Annotated in this window: 14 protein-coding genes; 7 read left to right on the top strand and 7 right to left on the bottom strand. The window is 74.6% G+C overall.

The window, feature by feature from the left end; genetic code table 11:
• Positions 1-25: 25 nt before the first annotated feature.
• Complete coding sequence (locus WMF24_RS20580) at positions 26-2056, bottom strand: protein kinase domain-containing protein (protein ID WP_437738129.1); 2031 nt, start codon at positions 2054-2056, stop codon at positions 26-28.
• A gap of 296 nt (positions 2057-2352) precedes the next feature.
• Between WMF24_RS20580 and WMF24_RS20575 the strand changes: the two genes are divergently transcribed.
• Positions 2353-3435, top strand: coding sequence for a hypothetical protein (locus WMF24_RS20575; RefSeq protein WP_437738128.1), 1083 nt, complete (start codon positions 2353-2355; stop codon positions 3433-3435).
• 90 nt (positions 3436-3525) lie between these two features.
• On the opposite strand, the gene WMF24_RS20570 is transcribed toward WMF24_RS20575, so the two are convergent.
• Entirely contained in the window at positions 3526-5061 is a 1536-nt protein-coding gene (locus tag WMF24_RS20570; RefSeq protein WP_437738127.1) for a serine/threonine-protein kinase, read from the bottom strand.
• Between the two features lie 242 nt (positions 5062-5303).
• Between WMF24_RS20570 and WMF24_RS20565 the strand changes: the two genes are divergently transcribed.
• Both WMF24_RS20565 and WMF24_RS20560 read left to right on the top strand, forming a co-directional pair.
• Positions 5304-7778, top strand: a complete 2475-nt coding sequence (locus WMF24_RS20565; protein ID WP_437738126.1) for a hypothetical protein — start codon at positions 5304-5306, stop codon at positions 7776-7778.
• 4 nt (positions 7779-7782) lie between these two features.
• Positions 7783-9606, top strand: coding sequence for an ATP-binding protein (locus WMF24_RS20560; protein ID WP_437738125.1), 1824 nt, complete (start codon positions 7783-7785; stop codon positions 9604-9606).
• A gap of 145 nt (positions 9607-9751) precedes the next feature.
• On the opposite strand, the gene WMF24_RS20555 is transcribed toward WMF24_RS20560, so the two are convergent.
• From WMF24_RS20555 to WMF24_RS20540, 4 genes are all read right to left on the bottom strand, one after another.
• Positions 9752-10969 carry a phosphodiester glycosidase family protein gene (locus tag WMF24_RS20555; RefSeq protein WP_437738124.1) on the bottom strand — a complete coding sequence of 406 codons (1218 nt, stop codon included), beginning with the start codon at positions 10967-10969 and terminating at the stop codon, positions 9752-9754.
• 72 nt (positions 10970-11041) lie between these two features.
• The gene (locus WMF24_RS20550) at positions 11042-11533 is read right to left on the bottom strand and encodes a hypothetical protein (RefSeq protein ID WP_437738123.1); all 492 of its coding nucleotides are present in this window, start codon (positions 11531-11533) and stop codon (positions 11042-11044) included.
• Complete coding sequence (locus WMF24_RS20545; protein WP_437738122.1) at positions 11530-12036, bottom strand: hypothetical protein; 507 nt, start codon at positions 12034-12036, stop codon at positions 11530-11532. Before WMF24_RS20545 ends, WMF24_RS20550 begins: the two co-directional genes overlap by 4 nt.
• 237 nt (positions 12037-12273) lie before the next feature.
• Positions 12274-13032, bottom strand: coding sequence for a hypothetical protein (locus WMF24_RS20540; RefSeq protein ID WP_437738121.1), 759 nt, complete (start codon positions 13030-13032; stop codon positions 12274-12276).
• 159 nt (positions 13033-13191) lie between these two features.
• Here WMF24_RS20540 and mutY point away from each other — a divergent pair, with 159 nt between their 5' ends.
• Both mutY and WMF24_RS20530 read left to right on the top strand, forming a co-directional pair.
• The gene (gene mutY, locus WMF24_RS20535; RefSeq protein ID WP_437738120.1) at positions 13192-14415 is read left to right on the top strand and encodes an A/G-specific adenine glycosylase; all 1224 of its coding nucleotides are present in this window, start codon (positions 13192-13194) and stop codon (positions 14413-14415) included.
• A gap of 389 nt (positions 14416-14804) precedes the next feature.
• Positions 14805-14981: a hypothetical protein gene (locus WMF24_RS20530; protein ID WP_437738119.1), complete on the top strand. Its 177-nt coding sequence runs from the start codon at positions 14805-14807 to the stop codon at positions 14979-14981.
• Positions 14982-15065: 84 nt separating this feature from the next.
• Here WMF24_RS20530 and WMF24_RS20525 read toward each other — a convergent pair whose 3' ends face one another.
• Positions 15066-15452, bottom strand: a complete 387-nt coding sequence (locus WMF24_RS20525; protein WP_437738118.1) for a hypothetical protein — start codon at positions 15450-15452, stop codon at positions 15066-15068.
• A 458-nt stretch (positions 15453-15910) separates the two neighbouring features.
• On the opposite strand from WMF24_RS20525, the gene WMF24_RS20520 reads away from it, so the two are divergent.
• Together WMF24_RS20520 and WMF24_RS20515 are read left to right on the top strand one after the other, a co-directional pair.
• Complete coding sequence (locus WMF24_RS20520; RefSeq protein WP_437738117.1) at positions 15911-16585, top strand: hypothetical protein; 675 nt, start codon at positions 15911-15913, stop codon at positions 16583-16585.
• The gene (locus WMF24_RS20515; protein WP_437738116.1) at positions 16582-16995 is read left to right on the top strand and encodes a hypothetical protein; all 414 of its coding nucleotides are present in this window, start codon (positions 16582-16584) and stop codon (positions 16993-16995) included. Before WMF24_RS20520 ends, WMF24_RS20515 begins: the two co-directional genes overlap by 4 nt.
• Positions 16996-17011: the final 16 nt, after the last annotated feature.

Here is a 17011-nt window from a genome sequence, read left to right as displayed (position 1 = left end):
GGCGACCGCCGTCCGGCGGGATCGCTCACGGCGGCTCGAACGGGCAGGCGTGCTCCGGCCCCGGGGCGCCGGGCGCCCTTGCGGGCGCATCGCTGCTCGGGGGCGCGTCGTCGTCGCGTCCCGGAGAGCTCGACGTGAGCGGGGCGAGCGCGGCGCGGGCCGCGCTGAAGAGCAGGCACAGCGATCCGCCGAGCACCGTGGCCGCGACGGTGCCGAGGACGACCGGCGCGAGCCGCCGTCGACGCCGCCGGCGCAGGCCGCTCGGGCTCCGCAGCCCGCTCGACAGGCGCGTCCGCAGCAGGACGAGCGGCGCGAGCGCGGCGTCGAGCTGCGCACTGCGGCGCGCGCTGACCGGATCCGCGGAGGGGAGCGCGACAGCGACAGCGGGAGGCGGCACGGCGGAAGCAGGACGAGGAGGAAACGAGGTCGGGGCAGGCGGGAGCGAGGTCGGGGCAGGCGGGAGCGAGGTCGGGGCAGGCGAGAGCGAGGTCGGGGCAGGCGAGAGCGAGATGGGGACCGGAGGAAGCGACGCCGGGGGAGGCGGGAGCGAGGCTGCGGCAGACGCAGGCGCCCCGCTCGTCGGCGGCGCGCCGGCCGGCTCAGGCGGCGCGGCGAGCTCCGCGAGCGCGGCCGGCAGGGATGGCACCGAGCGGTGGCCGACCCACGTTGGAGCGGACGCGGCGTCGCGCCGCGCGCTCTGCGGCGCGCCTGGATGATCCAGCGGCACGCTCCCCGGTCGCGACGAGGCGCGGTACCCCACCCACGTCGTGGTGCCCGCAGGGCGCGCCGTCGCGGCCCCCTCCGCGGAGCGCGCCCAGCGCGGCGAGGGCGCCGCCGCGGGGGGCGCGCTCCGGGCCGGGTGCCGCTCGCCGCTCGCCGCGGCGCGCTCCTCCGCCGCGGCGCGCGCCCGGCGGACGGCGATGTGCCCGAGCGCCTCGCGCAACGCGCGCGCGCTCTGCGGGCGGTCGTCCGGGTTCTTTCGCAGGCACTGGAGGATCAGCGCTTCCAGATCCGGATCGATCGACGGATGGAGCGCGCTCGGCAGGGGCGGCGGGGACTCGACGTGCGCCGCGGCGAGCGCGACGGGCGTCGCGCGCTCGAACGGGAGCCGGCCCGTCGCCATCTCGAACAGCAGCACGCCGCACGCGTAGATGTCGCTCCGCGCATCGACGGGCTGCCCTGCAGCCTGCTCCGGGCTCATGTAGGCGGGGGTCCCGATCACGAGCCTGCCGGCGTCCTCGTCGGGCACCGCGAGCAGGGGCGCGCCGGGGAGCGCGCCGGACGGGTCGCCGTGGAGCAGCTTCGCGGTGCCGAAGTCGAGGAGCTTCACCTGCTGGAACGGCTCCCCGTCGTCGTCGACGCGGGGCACGAGGCGGATGTTCTCGGGCTTGACGTCGCGGTGGATGACGCCCGCGTCGTGCGCGTGCTGCAGCGCCGAGCACAGCGGGCGCACGATCGCGATGATGCGCTCCGCCGGCAGGATCGGCGCGGCGTTCAGCAGATCGATGAGGTCCTCGCCGTCGAGGTGCTCCGTGACGAGGTACCAGAGGCTCGCCGGCGCCTCCTCGCGCCCGCCGGCGCCCGCGCCGAGCGCGCCGCCCGGACACGACGGCTCGCAGCCGAAGTCGAGGATCCGCACGATGTTCGGGTGATCGAGCCGGCTCGCCGCCAGCGCCTCGACGTGGAACCGCCGCACCGCGTCCCCGGCCAGCGCGCCGCCGGAGCGCGCCCTCGCGTCGCTGCGCGGCCGCTCGCTCACGCCGCTCGATCTCCCGAGGTCCACCCCGCGCGGCGGCGCGGCGGTGCGCGCCGTGGACGTCGAGGCGCCGTCGTTCGCCTCGGCGCCCGCGCGCGGCGAGGCGGCGCGCTCGCGGATGATCTTCACCGCGCACGCGCGCCCGAGCCCGACGTGCCGCGCGCGGTAGACGCGCCCCATCGCGCCGGCGCCGATCATCTGCTCGACGAGATACCGCCCCCCGAGCAGGCGTCCCCTGAGGAATCGCTCCGAGGACGGGATTCCCGCGTCGAGGGGCGCGGAGGAGCGGAGGCAGTCCATGGCGCTCTCCCCGCAGCAGAATGGGTGCCATCGCGCTGTGCGGACGGTTCACAGCGCCCCGCAGACGGAGCGGCGGGCGCCGCGGAGCCGCGCTCTCGGCCGCCGCGCGGCGCCGCTCCCGGCGCGCTCTCGGCGAGCGGCCCGCGGCGCGCTCGCCGAGAGGCCCGCGGCGCGGGCGCCGTTTCCGCGGGAAATCGCGCGGGTCGCGCCCGACGCGCGCGACGGACGGCAGCGCGGGGGGCTGAATTGTTCTGTTGTCGACGGCCTGTGATAGCGTGGCGCGCGAGGAGGCCCGAGTGCTCTTGAGACGATCCATTCCGTTCGCCGCGGCGCTGTTCCTGTTGCTCCCGACAGGCGAGGTCCGCGCGCAATCGGACCAGGACAGAGCAGCGGCCCGGTCGCTGGCCACCCAGGGCGCCGAGGCGTTCACGTCCGGCCGCTTCGACGAGGCGATCGATCTGCTCGGCCGCGCCGAGGCGCTCGTGCACGCGCCGACGCACCTCCTCCTGATCGCGCGCGCGCAGGCGCGCCTCGGCCGGCTCGTCGCCGCCAAGGAGACGTACCTGAGGATCGTGCGCGAGGAGCTTCCGCCCACGGCGCCGGCGCCCTTCAAGAGAGCCCAGCAGGACGCGCGCGAGGAGCTCGCCGCGGTCGAGCCGAGGATCGCGTCGCTGCGCATCGCGCTCGAGGGCGCGGGAGGCCGGAAGATCAGCGTGAAGCTGGACGGCCAGCCGGTCGCGGACGCGCTGCTCGGCGTGCACCGCCCGATCGACCCCGGGAACCATGTGATCGTCGTGTCGCCGCCGGGCCTCGCGCCGATCGAGCAGACGACCACCCTCGCCGACGGCGAGCGGAAGGAGCTCAAGATCCCGATCCCGGAGAGCCCTGTCGCGGCGTCCCCGCCGGACGGCGCGGGCGCGGGGCAGGGCGCGTGGGGCGGCGAGGACCCCGGGGCCGTACCCGAGGCGCCGTCGAGCACCCCCGAGCGGAAGACGAACCTGCTGATGCTGGGCGGGGGCATCGCTGCCGCGGCGCTCGGCGTCGGCGGCGTGGTGGTCGGCTCGGTGTTCCTGGCGAAAGGTGGGTCGACGCAGCGGGACGCGAACGCGCTGAGCGCGAAGCACGGCTGCGAGTCGCAGGCCCCCGCCGACGGCCTGGAGTGCGGACCGCTCGTCCGGCGTCAGATCGAGAAGCTCGACAGCGATGCCGCGTCGGAGAGGACGACCGGCGCGATCAACCTCATCACCGGCGGCGTGCTCCTCGCCGGCGGCGCGACGCTGATCGTGCTGGAGGTGACGTCCCGACCGCAGCCGTCGAGCTCGGCGTGGATCAAGCCGTACGTGACGCCGACGGGGATCGGCGTGCGCGGCGCGTTCTGAACGGCGCGCGTTGAGCCCAGCGCTCGAGCGCGCCCTCGGCGGCGCAGCGCTCGGGCGCGCGCTCCGTGGAGCGCTCGTCCAGCGCCGCGCTCAGTAACCGAAGTCGCCGGGGACGGCCGGCTTCGGCGGCTTCGGCGGCGGCGTCGTCGGCTTCGGCGCTGTCGGCTTCGGCGTCGTTTGCGGCGGCCGCGTGACCGGCGGCGAGGGCCTCGTCGAGGGGGGCGGCGTCCGCGGGGGCACCGGCTTCACGGGCGCCTCGGAGGCGATCGGCGCCGCGCTCGACGAGGCGGAGGGCGCCGGCTCCGCGACCGGGGCGCTCGCGGTGACGAGCGGCTCGGACGGCGCCTGCGTCGCGGGCGGCGTCGGCTCCTGCGTGGCCGGCGGCAAGGGCGGCGGGGTGACCGTCGCGCTGACGGCGCTCGGATCGCCGGTCGCCGCGCTCGTCGTCCCGCCGCCGCCGAAGGCCATCCAGGCGGCGACGCCCGCGCCGAACAGGGTGGCCGCCGCGGCGAGGGCGACGAGGATCGGCGCCCTGGACGGCGGGCGGGTCGCGCGGCCGGAGACGCCGGACGAGGCGCCCCACGAGTTCGCGGTGAGCTGCGGCGTCTGCGGCGTGTGGCCCATGCCCTGCGCCGCCGGTCCGTTCTGCCCCCCCCACGATCCCTCGGCCCGGACGACGACCGGCGGCGTCGCCATCTCGGGCAGGGCCGGCACCGACAGCCGGGGGAACGACGTCCGCCCCGTGCTCAGCAAGGCCAGGCCGGGCCGCGCCGCAGCCCAGGCGAGGAGCGCGCTCTTGAACTCCGCGCAGCTCTGGAAGCGCGCCCCCGGCTCGCGCGCCATCGCCTTCTGGATGATCCCGGAGAACTCGAGGTCGAGGTCGGGCACGAGCTGCTGGGGGAGGGGCGCCGCCTCGAGGACGATCTTGAAGAGCAGCTCGTTGAACGTCGCCGCGTCGAAGGGCACCTGGCCGGTGGTCGCCTGATACAGCAGCACGCCCATGGCGTAGATGTCGGTCCGCTGATCGACAGGGCTGGAGCCGCGCGCCTGCTCGGGCGACATGTAGTAAGGCGTCCCCACGACGGCGCCCGTGCGCGTCATGCTCATCTCCGCGCCGGCGAGCTGCGAGAACTTCGAGACCCCGAAATCGAGCACCTTCACGAAGTTGGTGAGGCCGGCCTTCGTGGGGACGATGAAGATGTTGTCCGGCTTGAGATCGCGGTGGATGATCCCCGCGGCGTGCGCCGCGCCGAGCGCCTCGAGCACCTGGGACATGATCGGCACGGTCACCTCGGGCCCGAGCCGGCCGTGCCGCTGGATCTTGGCCCCGAGCGTCTCGCCCTCGAGGTACTCCATGACCATGTACCGCGTGCCGTCCGGCAGCACGCCGAGGTCGAGCACCTCGCAGATGTGATCGGAGCCGATGCGCGCGGCGGCCTGGGCCTCGCGCTCGAAGCGCGCCACCGACTCGGCCTGGCTCGAGATGCTCGCGTGCAGCAGCTTGATGGCCACGCGGCGCCGGATGCGCACGTTCTCGCCCTCGAAGACCGCGCCCATCCCCCCCTGGCCGAGCAACCGGACGATCCGGTACTTGCCGTCGATGATCTCGCCGATCAGCGCGCTCATGGCAGAAGGCCCGGTTCGGAGAAGCGGATCACGCCGCCAGGCTAGCACGGCCGCCCGAGCGCAGCCTACGCCCTCGCGGCGCGCGCCGCCGTCGTACGGCCGTGCGTCACCGTCGTACGGCCCCCGCCCCGCTCAGCGCATCCCTGGGCTTTCGCGAGGGCTCTTCGTGATAACGTCGCCCACGTATGGCGGTTTACGAGCTGTCGGTCGATGGCGCCCTGGTTCGCGAAGCGGAGAAGGTCGTGTCTCTCGCGGGTCGCGAGTACCCGACGCTCATCATGCGCTGGGAATCGCGCCTGTTCGACCAGCCCTGGCTCACCACGCTGGTGCTCGACTACGTGATCGCGCTGCCGCCGCTCATCGTCGGGCAGGCGACGTTCAACGAGGTCAGGATCGCCGCGTTCACGGGGCGCGCGGGCACGAAGTTCATGTACTTCGGCACCGAGATGAGCGCGAGCGTGCCCCGCATCGCGCCCGAGATGGAGAACGCGATCGCCCCGCCCGCGCTCTACCAGGAGTTCCGGCTGGACGAGCAGACTTGCCCCATCCCGTATCTGAAGCTGATCCAGGTCAGTCCGCGCATCTACGGCGAAGGGCTCCAGAACTACTACTCGCCGCCGATCAAGGTCGAGCGCTACGACGGGGTGGCCTCGCCGGACCTCATCGCCGATTTCTTCCCCAAGATCGTCGCGAACCTCGACCCGGTGAAGGGGACGACGCTCGTCGACCCCGCGCAGGGCTTCTGGTCGGGCGCGCGCTTCCTCGGCGCCACGTCGATCGCCATCCTCCGGCAGGGCCGCGTGGTCGGGCTGCACCGCCGCGCCGGCAAGGCCGACAAGGACCCGGTGCCGCCCGAGGTGAAGCGGCGCGATCCCCGGCTCGACGTGCGCAGCGACTGGGTGGCTGTCGACGTCGGCGCGGCGTCGACCGTCGTCGCCGTCCGGGGTGAGCGCGGCGGCGCGGAGTTCCTGCGGATCGGGGCGGACGCGCCGCTCCGGGTGTCGGCCGACAACGAGAACCCGAGCGAGGTCGCGTTCGAGGCGCTCGCGAGGACGACGAAGGCGTGGCGTGACCGGGTGATCCTGCCGCTCACGCGCTGGGGCGACGTGCTCGTCGGGCACGCCGCGCGCGACATGCGCGTCCGGCAGGGCGCCGACGCGCACGAGCGGGCCGCGGCGTCTCTCCCGGCGCTCACGCTGCTGCGCGAGCGGACCGAGCGCGGCGAGCCGTTCCGGCTCCGGGGCAAGAGCGACCCCGACACGAGCGAGTCGCTGAAGAAGCCGGCGCCGCCCGTCATCGACGAGGAAGGGATCGGCGCGCACGACCCGTTCGATCCGATCGAGCTGTACGCGTACTACGTCGGCCTGCACGTCAACCAGCGGACGCGGGGGCTCCACACGCGCTACGCGATCACGATGCCGACGGGCTGGTCGCCCGAGCGCCGCGCCAGCGTGCTCATCGCCTTCCGCCGCGGCCTCTTCCGGAGCCTGCCCGCGGGCCTGTGCGAGTACCACGACCTCGACGACCTGAAGGTCGTCGACGCGGGCCCGTCGGCGATCGCCTACGCCGTGCAGGCGTTCCGCATGTTCGGGATCCAGCCGCGGGACAGCGCCGTCCCGTTCTGCGTCATCGACGCCGGCGCGAGCGAGACGGGGATAGCGTTCGGCATCCTGCGGAGCGCCAAGGCGCACGAGGAGGCCCAGGGGCTGGAGCGGATGGTCGAGTACCTCGATCCCGCGGCGATCCCGTGGCTCGGCGGCGAGCGGCTGCTCCACCGGCTGGCCTACCGGGTGTACGTCGCGAGCCAGGCCGCGATGCGCGAGCGCCGCGTGCCGTTCGAGCGTCCGCCCGAGGAGGCCGCGCTCGACGGCGCCGAGGAGCTCTTCGCGCCGTCGCCCGACGCGCGCGCCAACACCTGGGCGCTGAAGGAGCACCTGCGGCCGCTGCTCGAGCGGGGGCCGAGCGCGCCCATCGACGAGCGCCTCTCGCTCGTCGGGCTCGACGGGACGGCGTCCGCTGTGCCGCTCTCGATCGATCGCGGCGCGCTCGCCGGCGCGATCGAGGCGTGGTTCCGCGACGGGATCGACATGTTCCGGCAGCACCTCGCGGGCGCGATCGCCAAGATCGGGCGCGAGCCGGATCCGTACCAGGGGCTCCGGATCCTGCTCGGCGGGCGGCTCGGGATGAACCAGCGCTTCGCGGAGATCCTCGCCGGCACGCTGCCCGCGGGCGTGCAGGTGCACCGCTTCAAGGAGCCGGACAAGGCGAACCTCGGCGCGCCGACCGTCAAGATGGCGACCGCGCTCGGCGCGCTGTCGCTGCGGTTCGACCGGATCGGCGCCACGCTGCGCGCGGAGAAGCGAGACGCCTTCCGCTACCGCGTCGGGCGGGCGCGCCACGGGCAGCTCGCGGACGTGCTCGATCCGTCCGTCGACTACGACGCCTGGCGCGAGATGGGCGCTTGCCTGAAGCCGGACGTCGAGGTCCTCTTCATGCCGGCCGAGGACGAGGGCGAGGTCGCCGCCGACGATCCGCGCGTGCGCCGCGCCGTCTGCGCGCTCGGGCGAGGCGCCGTCGGGCAGCGGCTCTACATCCGGGCCGTCGGGCCGGCGCGCGCCGAGGTCAGCGTGGGGCCGCCCGGCGGCGATCCGGCGGCCGGCGCCGTCTGCTGGACGGTCAACCTCGAGACCGGCGCCGCGGACCAGACCGGCGGCTGAGGGCATGGGGGCTCCGCGGCTTCACGCTTCGCTCGGCGGGCTCGACCCCGAGGCCGAGGCCTGCGCAGGGGCCACGCCGGGGGGCGGGCCCCCGGAGGGCGTGCACGGCGGCGGCGCGCCTGCGCTGCCGGGGGATGCGCCGCCGCTCGGCGGGCGTGACGGCGGCGAGGTGCGCGACGGCGGCGAGGCGCGCGACGGCGGCGAGGCGTGTGGCGGCGGCGAGGTGCGCGGCGGCGGCGAGGCGCGCGACGGCGGCGACGCGCGGCTGGCCGCGCAGCTCGCGCGCGCCGAGCGCGAGCTGCACGCGCTCTTCCGCGCCATCCCGGATCTCTGCTTCCGCCTCGACGCCGAGCTCCGGATCGCCGACTGCAACGAGCCGCGCCTCGCCGAGCTCCACGTCGCGCCGGAGGCGCTCCTGGGCAAGCGCATGACGGAGGTGCTCCCCGGCGAGCTCGGCGAGCAGCTCGAGCGCGCGATCGCGCAGGCCCGCGAGGGGGGCGCCGTCGTCGCGCTCGAGCACGCCCTCGCGGCCGAGGGCGGCGAGCGCCACGTCGAGGCGCGGGTCGTGCCGTTCCTCGACGGCCACGCCCTCGTGCTGCTCCGCGACATCTCCGAGCGGCGGCGCACCGAGGAGGCGCTCCGGCAGCGCGAGGAGCGCTCGCGCGAGTCGCAGAAGATGGAGGCGCTCGGCCGGCTCGCCGGCGGCATCGCGCACGACTTCAACAACATGCTCATGGTGATGCTCGGCTACGGCGAGCTCCTGCTGCGCCGGCTCGGGCCCGAGAGCGCGCTCCGGCGCGACGCGCTCCAGATCACGAAGGCCGGCGAGCGCGCCGCGGCGCTCACGCGGCAGCTCCTCGCGATGAGCCGGCGCAAGGCGCTCCAGCGCGAGGTGCTCGACATCAACGCGGTGGTGCTCGACATGCAGGCGATGCTGCAGCGCCTCATCGGCGAGAACATCGACCTGCGGACGAGCGTCGGCCGGGATCTCGGCTCGATCAAGGTCGACAAGAGCCAGCTCGAGCAGGTGCTCCTCAACCTTGTCGTGAACGCGCGCGACGCGATGCCGCGGGGCGGCAGGCTCGTCGTCGAGACGTCGCTCGGCGAGCCCGGCGCGAGCCCCACGGCGAGGTCGTTCGCGCCGGCGGAGCGGGACGAGGACGCCCCGCCCGCCGCGGGCGGCCCGCCGTACGTCGTGCTCTCGGTGACCGACAGCGGCCACGGGATAGACCAGGACACGCTCTCGCACCTGTTCGAGCCGTTCTTCACGACGAAGGCGCGCGGCAAGGGCACCGGCCTCGGCCTCGCCACCGTGTACGGGATCGTGAGCCAGAGCGGCGGCCTCATCGAGGTCGAGAGCGAGGTGGGGCGCGGCGCGACGTTCCGCGTCTACTTCCCGCGCGTCGAGGACCGCTCGGAGGCAGCGCCGCCGCGCGCCCGGCCGTCGCCCGCGGGCGGCGACGAGACGGTGCTCGTCGTGGAGGACGACGACGCCGTCCGCAAGCTCATCGTCGAGGTGCTCGAGCGGCGCGGCTACGGCGTGATCTCGGCGTCGAGCGCCGAGGAGGCGCTCGACGCGCTGGCGCACGAGGGGGTCGACGCGATGGATCTCCTGCTCACCGACCTCGTGATGCCGGGCTTGAACGGCCGCGAGCTCGCGGAGCGCGCGCTCGCGATGTACCCGCGCGCCCGCGTGCTCTACATGTCCGGCTACGCCGAGGACGTGCTCGCGGGCGCCGAGCGCGACGGCGAGCTCACGATGCTGCAGAAGCCGTTCACCCCCGACATGCTCGCGCAGCGCGTGCGCGACCTGCTCGACGGGCGGTAGCGACCGAGCCTAGAGCAGCAAACGGGTTGAACCCGCCTGAAACGAGCAGAACTTCGAACCGCCAAGACGCCAAGACATTGTCTTCCTCTTGGCGTCCTTGGCGTCTTGGCGGTTCATTTCTCGCTCGCTCAACGCGATCGTCGTTCTAGGAGTCCGGCCGCCGCCGCCGCAGGTAGAAGAAGTCGCGCGGGGACGGCTCCGCCACGTACTCCTCCGGCTTGTACTGCACGTCCGGGATGAGGGCGGACGTCGCGCGGGGCGCCGCGCCGTCCTCGCCGCGGCCGTACAGGAGGAAGCGCGGGTAGGCGTGGTTGACGTCGAGCTCCGCCACGTCGTGCGCGCCCGCGGCCTTCATGCCGTGGGCGAGGGTGCGCGCCGTGACCGCCTCGCCGAGGCCGTAGAAGAGCCGCTTGCCGGTCGCGTCGACGCCGAGCGCCGACCGCCGGATCACCGTCTCGCCGCTCACGGTCGCGCCCCAGTCGCGGTTCGAGTCGTAGAGCGCCTGGTGCAGCTCGCCCTGCTCGACGAGGCAGGGTGGCGTCTGCCGGTAGGCCGCCATGCGGGCCTCGTCGGCGCGCAGCTCGGGCCAGGTGCGGATCCGCACCGCGCCGTTGCGGTAGAGCGCGATCGTGCAGGCCCTGTCGCGCGGCGGCAGGAACGTGTCGCCGTCGAGCATCATCCCGTAGTGGCCGTGCATCGCCTTGAAGCCGCCGTTGAAGGCGGCGATGAGGTCGCCGGCGTGGTCCTCGGGCACGAGCCCCGGGCGCCGCTCGACGGGGACGTCCGGCGAGAACGGCTCCTTCGTGCCCGCGACGAGCCGGAGGTCGACGCGCCCGAGATCGATGGCCACGACCGCGATCGCCGCGAACACGCGCCGCGCGTCGGGGTGAACGACGCTCTTCCAGAGCACCGGCGCGTCGTCGGGCCGCGCCGGGTCCTCGATCGGCGTCCAGACGCCGTCGCCCGTCGCCGCGACCTGCGGAAAGGGCGGCTCGAACGAGGCGGGCGGCGCCGCCGGCTCCGCCGCCCGGCGCTCGCCGCGCCTGTCGATCTCCGCCGCGGCGGCGGGCGCGGGCTCCCAGAACGTCTTCGGGGGGGCGTGCCGGTAGATGGCCCGGTTCAGGCGGTCGGCGACGCCGTAGGCCACGTCCTCGGCCCACGCGACCGGCGCCGGGCCGACGACGGCGCGCGCGCCGTCAGCGAGCGCCGGGCCGAAGCCGCGGACCTCGTGGATGCCGTACCAGAGCGCCTCGACGGCGATCGCGCAGATGGCCGCGCCGCGCAGCGCGCGCTCGGGCAGGCCAGGGCGGCGTCGCCGCCTGGGCGGAGGTCCGCTGGCGGAGGGGGGCGAAGGCTTGTCCACGGCGAGGCAGAGGCTACCCGATCGCGCGGGCAGCCCCAAGTTCCGGGCTTCGAGCGGACGCGGCCGGGCGCGCTACGGCTGGCCGTGCGCCATCGTCCGGGGCCCGTCCTTGAACAGGATCTCGATCTTGCCCCGATCGATGACCTTCGCGACGACGCCGTCGCCGAACTTGCTGTGACGGATGAGCTCCCCCTCGCCGAAGGTGAGGTTGATGCGGTACGGCTTGAACGCCCCCGAGGGCTGCCCCGCGATGGCGCGCTCCCAGGCGATCGTCTGATCGCGCTCGGCGCGCTGGGCGGCGGTGAGCCGCTCCACGCCGCCGCCGCGCGGCGACGCCGAGGCCGCCCTCGGCTCGCCGGTGCTGCGCGCCGCGGCGCGCGCGGCCGCGCGGCTCTCGCGCTCGCTCTTCGGCGCTCGGTAGAGGTGGTGCGACATGCAGGTCTTGCACTCGACCTTCTTCACCACGTCGCCGACCATGGCGATGATGCGATGGGTGAGATCGAGGCGGCACTTCGTGCACCACGCGTCGACCTCGCCGCCGGTCCTAAGCTTCTTTGTCGTCACTTCTCCTCGCGGCGCCGGTCTCGCCCGGTCTCTTTGCTACGGTCCTTCACGTTCACTTGGGCGGTGATTTCCGGTTTGGGCAAGCCGCTCCGCGGCTCGTCCTGGCTGTCGTCTCGCTTGGCCGCGTCGTTCGGCACGAAGCGGATCTCGGTCTTGATCTCGAAGGAGAGCTTCGTCAGCACCTTCGTGATCTCGTCCGCGAACTGGGTGTGCTCGAGCACGTCGCGGATCTCCTTCGCGACGACCCGGTAGAGGCCGTTCTTCGTCTCGTCGATCTGCGTGTAGAGGTAGTGGAGGACCTCTTTGGGCAGCTTGAGGTCGCCGACGAAGTGCCGGATGTTCTCGGGCCCCTCGCTGAGCCTGTCGATGCCGCTCTCGACGGCGCGCTCGACCACGCGCTTGAAGATCTCCGGGATGGCGCGCTCGAAGAGGCGCTTCTTCTCGCCTTCGCCTTCCACCTTGTCCCCTTCGTCCTCGCGGAGCGGCTCGGTGTCGTCGGCCATGGCTCGGGCTCCCCTAGCGGGACGGGGCGGCCACGTCAATGCGGGGGAGCGTGCAGGGTGCCGGCGTCGCGCCATGGTCCATGGATCTGCCGGATTTCGATGACGATGGGGAGCCTTTCGCGCGCTTCCGGCGGCCGGGAGAGCTCTTCCTTATGCGCCGCCGGCGCTCGCCGCGCCCGGGGCGGAACGCCGCGGCCGGCCGGCCGCGCGCCGCCGCCCGCGCCGGCCGACGCCGGCTCAGAGCTCCTCGTACGCGTCCATCTCGTTCGATTCGTACGGATCCACGCCGCCGTCGCCCGACGCCGATCGTTTGTAGGATCGAAGGACCCACACCTCGGCCGCGAACCGGCCAGCGCCCCGCCGGGCGCTGATCTCGACGGTGGCGTCGTCGTCCTCGAGCGGGCAGAACGGCCGATCCGGCTGGACGATCGGCCAGGCGTCCTCGGTGCCGTCGCTCGCGATCATCGCCCCGCGGCTGCTCCGCACGGCGACGTCCAGGTTGAGGATCCCGGGCCCGCCGACGGCGAACACGCGGTAGCACGCGCCCCGCAGGGCCTTCAGCGGCTCCGAGACGATCGCGCCGCCCTCGGCGACGTGGCCCTCGATCGTCGTGGTCGAGAGCCGCCGCATGCCGTTCTCGGGGCCGCAGAGCAGCGACAGGCGGGTGACGTCCTTCACGGGCTCGCCGCTGATCTTGAAGTTTCCGTAGCAGCGGACCCAGGGGCCGCCGACGCGCACCGGCAGCACCGGCAGGTCCGGATCCCCGAGGGATCCGGCGTCACCCTGTCCCGCGTCGGCGTCCGACGGCCCGTCGGGCACGGCCGTGACCACCGGGCGCGGCGGCGCTGCGGAGAGCACGACCGGGGGCCCCGGCTTGCCTTCCCAGGGGCGAGGCTCCTCGCGGCACCCAGGCGCGGTGAGCCCGACGAGCAGGACGGCGCCGAGGCGCGCAGCCCGAGGGATCGACAGGGAAGGGCAGTCGCGCCTGGACGACACCGCGGTCGGCTCTGCGCTAGAGTCCCGCGCGATGGAAGCGTTTTCTGAGCGCAGCGGGCGGCGGGCGGGTAATCCGTACCTCGAACGACGCGTCGAACCACGCGTCGAGCCGCGCGTCGAACCGAGCCGCGGATCGCGCGGCGGGCGGGCCCTCCGCGCGTGAGCACGACGCCCCGATCGCCCGCGCGCGCGGGCGCGAGCCAGGGTCCGAAGCGCGCCCCGCGGCGCCGCACCCCGCCCGGTGAGCAGGGCGCGCCCCCGCCGGCGGCGGCGGAGCCGAGCGAGAGCGACCGGGAGATCGCGGCCGCCCTCGCGGCGTGGTTCGACCGCGTCGCGCGCGACCTTCCGTGGCGGCGGACGCGCGATCCCTACGCGATCTGGCTGAGCGAGGTGATGCTCCAGCAGACGCGCGTCGAGACGGTCATCCCGTACTACGAGCGGTTCCTCGCCCGCTACCCGACCGTCTTCGCGCTCGCGTCCGCCGCGATCGACGACGTGCTCTCGCTGTGGAGCGGGCTCGGCTACTACCGCCGCGCGCGCGTGCTCCACCTCGCCGCGCGCGAGGTCACCGCGCGCCACGACGGCGCGCTCCCCCGCGACGTCGCCGCGCTCCGCGCCCTGCCCGGCGTCGGCGCGTACACCGCGGGCGCGATCGCCAGCATCGCGTACGACCAGCCGGTGCCGCTCGTCGACGGCAACGTCGCCCGGGTGCTCTCCCGCATCGAGGGCATCGACGACGACATCCGCAGCGCCTCGGGCACCCGCAAGCTCTGGGCGGCGGCGGAGCGCCTCGTGCGGGCCGCGGCGGAGAGCGTCCATCCGGGACGCTTCAACCAGGCCTTGATGGAGCTCGGCGCGACCGTCTGCGCGCCGCGCAATCCCCGCTGCGACGCGTGTCCCGTCGACGGCGCGTGCGCCGCGCGCGCCCTCGGGAGGCAGGCAGAGCTGCCGGTGATCGCCCCGAAGCGCGACGTCCCCGCGGTCGCGATGGTGGCCGCGGTGGTGCGGTCGGGCGACCGCGTGCTCTTCGTCCGGCGCGCCGAGGGCGGGCTGTTCGGCGGGCTCTGGGAGCCGCCCATGGTCGAGGCGCGCGCGCTCGCGGACGCCCGCGCGCTCCTCGAGCAGGTCGGCGTCGCGCCTGACGCGCCGCTCCGCGAGGTCGGCCGCGTGCGCCACATCCTCACGCACCGGCGGCTCGACGTGACGGTGGCGCGCGCCGAGGTGTCGGCCCCGTGGCGCTTCCGGGCAAAGCTTGCCTCCCCCTACGAGAAGGCGGCGTGGCTCGATCCGGGCGTGCTGGATATCGGCGTTTCCAAGCTCGCTCGAAAGGTCCTGTCCGCGGCATCGGCGCCGGACGGCGGATCCGCGCGCCGGTCCCGGTAGGCCCGCGCGCCCTCGTCGGGCCGGCTCGCGGCCGGATCCGGGGCCGGATCGCGCGCGCATCGGCCCGCGCAGGGGCCGGAAACGGCCCCTCGGGCCGCGGCCAGGCGGCGCCGCGGGCCATCCGCGCTCCGCTGCGGGCGTGGCGCGGCGCCGCTTGCGGCCGGGCCGCCGCGACGCAGCGGCGCGGGTCAGGGCGAACGCCATACGTCGCCGTGGAACGTTCCTGACTCCGGCGCGGCGGCGCGAGCACCGTGGCACGGAAGGCGCTTGGTGGGATGGCGGGCAGGCCCCTCTAGCCTCGTGCCTCCGGCCGTCGCCGGAGCTCGATTGAAGCCTGGGAGCTCAGCAACATGGATGCGCGACGACGGACCACAGAGACGCTGCCCACCATGAGCGCACCTGTGCGATCCATGACCGTGATGGCGGACGACGGCGCGCTGTACGTGCTGCCGCTGTGCGAGCGGATCGTGCTCGACGTGCTGGCCTACGAGGACGAAGGCCTGCTGGCCTTCATCCGCATCGACGGAGAGGTGGTGGCAGAGCTGCCCGTGCTCGGCCAGGCGTGACCGAACGGCACGTCCGCGCGCGCCTGCGCGGCGGAGCGCCTCACCTCCTCGTCGCGCGCCGCGGCGGCCTGCGCGCGCCGCCGCTCAGCCCACGTGCCGTCGCATCCGCTGGGTCGCGGGCAGCTCGTCTTCTTCCTCGTCCGCACCCTCGTCGTCCGGCTCCACGGACTCGACGTCCTCGTCCTCCAGGAGATAGGGCAGGTCGCCGTCATCGTCGTCGTGCGACATCGCCACGTCGCTGATGTCCTGCCCCTTGGTCGCCCCTTCGAGGAACTCCGCCCCGAGATCGCTCGCCAGATCGGCGGCGGCGTCGGCGGCGTCGGGGTTGACCTCGAACTCGGTGCTCCCGGCGTCGTTCGGGTGGTGGTGATAGCCGCGCACCTCGTCGTCGAGCGTCGGGATCACGTCGCTGAACTCGCTGCGCGGGTACACCTTGCCGCGCAGCGGGGGCGCAGCCTCGGCGTCCACCATGTCGGCGAACGGCTCGTCCAGCTCGCCCGTGCCGAACCCCCTCGCGGCGGTCCGGGGCGCCTCGGCCCGCTTGCGCGGCCTTCCCGGGTCGCTGCGTTCTTCTCGTTCTCGGCGCTGCGTCGGGCTCGTGCGCGGTGCGCGAAGCGTCGACGAATTTGCGGCGGTGCTCTGCCTGCCTCGGGTGCTTGAATTGCTCACGGTGGTCTCCGCATGCAGGGTCCGGTCCGCAGGTGAAGCGGGCGGATACGGAAGGGGGGCGAGGACCGTGCCGAGGGGCGCGCCGCCGCAGCGCCGGCGGCAGCGAGGCGCCGGCGGCAGCGAGGCGCCGGCGACAGCGAGGCCCCGGCGCAGCGTCGTGCGCGCGGCGCGCCGGAGCGGCTCGAGCGTCGCGCCCCGCACGGGCGGGACGCAATTGAGCGTGCCAGCGGGCGCCGCCTCGGGGTAGAAGGCGCCTGGCGATGCTGGAACTCCGGACCGGGCTCTCGCTCGTGGCCGTTCTGCTGGGGGCGTGCTGGGCGCGCACCGCCGCGGCCCAGCACGCTGCCGGCGAGGCCGGGGCGGTCGAGGAGGCGCAGGCCGGCGAGGAGGGCGGGAACGCCGAGCTCGAGGCGTACCGCGCGCTCGCGCGCCCGCCGGGGACGGCGGCGCGGGTCGTGTCGACGGTCGCGATGGGGAGGGGGATCCGGTTCAACAACCCCTACCGCCTGCAGACGCAGCTCGGCGAGACGGCCGAATCGCTCTCGCTCACCGCCGGGTACCTCGACCTCGGCGCCGCGTTCGCGCTGGGGCCGGCCGACGGCATTCAGCACGGCGGCGCGCTGCGCCTGTCGCTCGCGGTGGGCGGCGTCCCGCAGGAGTCGCTGACGCCGAGCTACTTCATCGCCTACCGCGGCGTCCCGCGCGTGCTCGGCTACGGGCGGCTCGGGGCGGCGATCCTGATCGAGCCCGACGCGAACGTCGGCGGCGAGCTCGCCGTCGGGCTCGGGTACTTCCTGCTCGCGGGCGTCGCGGTCTCGGGCGAGATCGTCGGGGATCTCTTCTACGGCGCCGCGACCTACGACGCGGCGTACACCGTCTACCCCGTCGTCTCGGCGCAGCTCGGGATCCTCATCGACCACGAGCTCCTGCCATGAGCGCGCCGGGACGCGCGCGGCGCCGCGGGCGCCTCCGGACGAGGGACGTCGCAGGGGTCGCGGCGCTGCTGCTCCTCGTCGGCGTCGCGCCGGTCGTGGGCGACATCGGGAGCTGCGGGCAGGCGCCGGACGAGCTCGATCCGTACAAGTTCTTCGCGCTCAAGGCGAACATCGATTGCGCCCAGTGCGAAGCGTGCGGCCTGCACACCCGTGCGTGCGCGGCCGCGTGCGACCCCGAGGGCGCGCCGGAGTTTCCGCCCGGCTGCTACCCGCTGGTGCACGACGGCGAGGTGTGCCTGCGCAAGCTCCAGCTGGCGGGCTGCGACGAGTTCAGCGCGTACGCGGCGGACGAGGGCCCCTCGATCCCGACGGAGTGCAATTTCTGCCCATTGCCGGGGGAGGCGCCGTGAGCGCGCCCAGCGCAGC

The organism is Sorangium sp. So ce1335 (assembly GCF_051521615.1).
In the GTDB taxonomy this organism is placed as follows: Bacteria; Myxococcota_A; Polyangia; order Polyangiales; family Polyangiaceae; genus Sorangium.
This window is presented reverse-complemented; position numbering and strand designations above follow the sequence as displayed.

Coding starts and splice junctions, on each gene's coding strand:
- WMF24_RS20580 (WP_437738129.1), bottom strand. CDS start 2,056: ATGGACTGCCTCCGCTCCTCCGCGCCCCTCGACGCGGGAATCCCGTCC.
- WMF24_RS20570 (WP_437738127.1), bottom strand. CDS start 5,061: ATGAGCGCGCTGATCGGCGAGATCATCGACGGCAAGTACCGGATCGTC.
- WMF24_RS20560 (WP_437738125.1), top strand. CDS start 7,783: ATGGGGGCTCCGCGGCTTCACGCTTCGCTCGGCGGGCTCGACCCCGAG.
- WMF24_RS20545 (WP_437738122.1), bottom strand. CDS start 12,036: ATGGCCGACGACACCGAGCCGCTCCGCGAGGACGAAGGGGACAAGGTG.
- WMF24_RS20530 (WP_437738119.1), top strand. CDS start 14,805: ATGAGCGCACCTGTGCGATCCATGACCGTGATGGCGGACGACGGCGCG.
- WMF24_RS20525 (WP_437738118.1), bottom strand. CDS start 15,452: ATGGTGGACGCCGAGGCTGCGCCCCCGCTGCGCGGCAAGGTGTACCCG.
- WMF24_RS20520 (WP_437738117.1), top strand. CDS start 15,911: ATGCTGGAACTCCGGACCGGGCTCTCGCTCGTGGCCGTTCTGCTGGGG.
- WMF24_RS20515 (WP_437738116.1), top strand. CDS start 16,582: ATGAGCGCGCCGGGACGCGCGCGGCGCCGCGGGCGCCTCCGGACGAGG.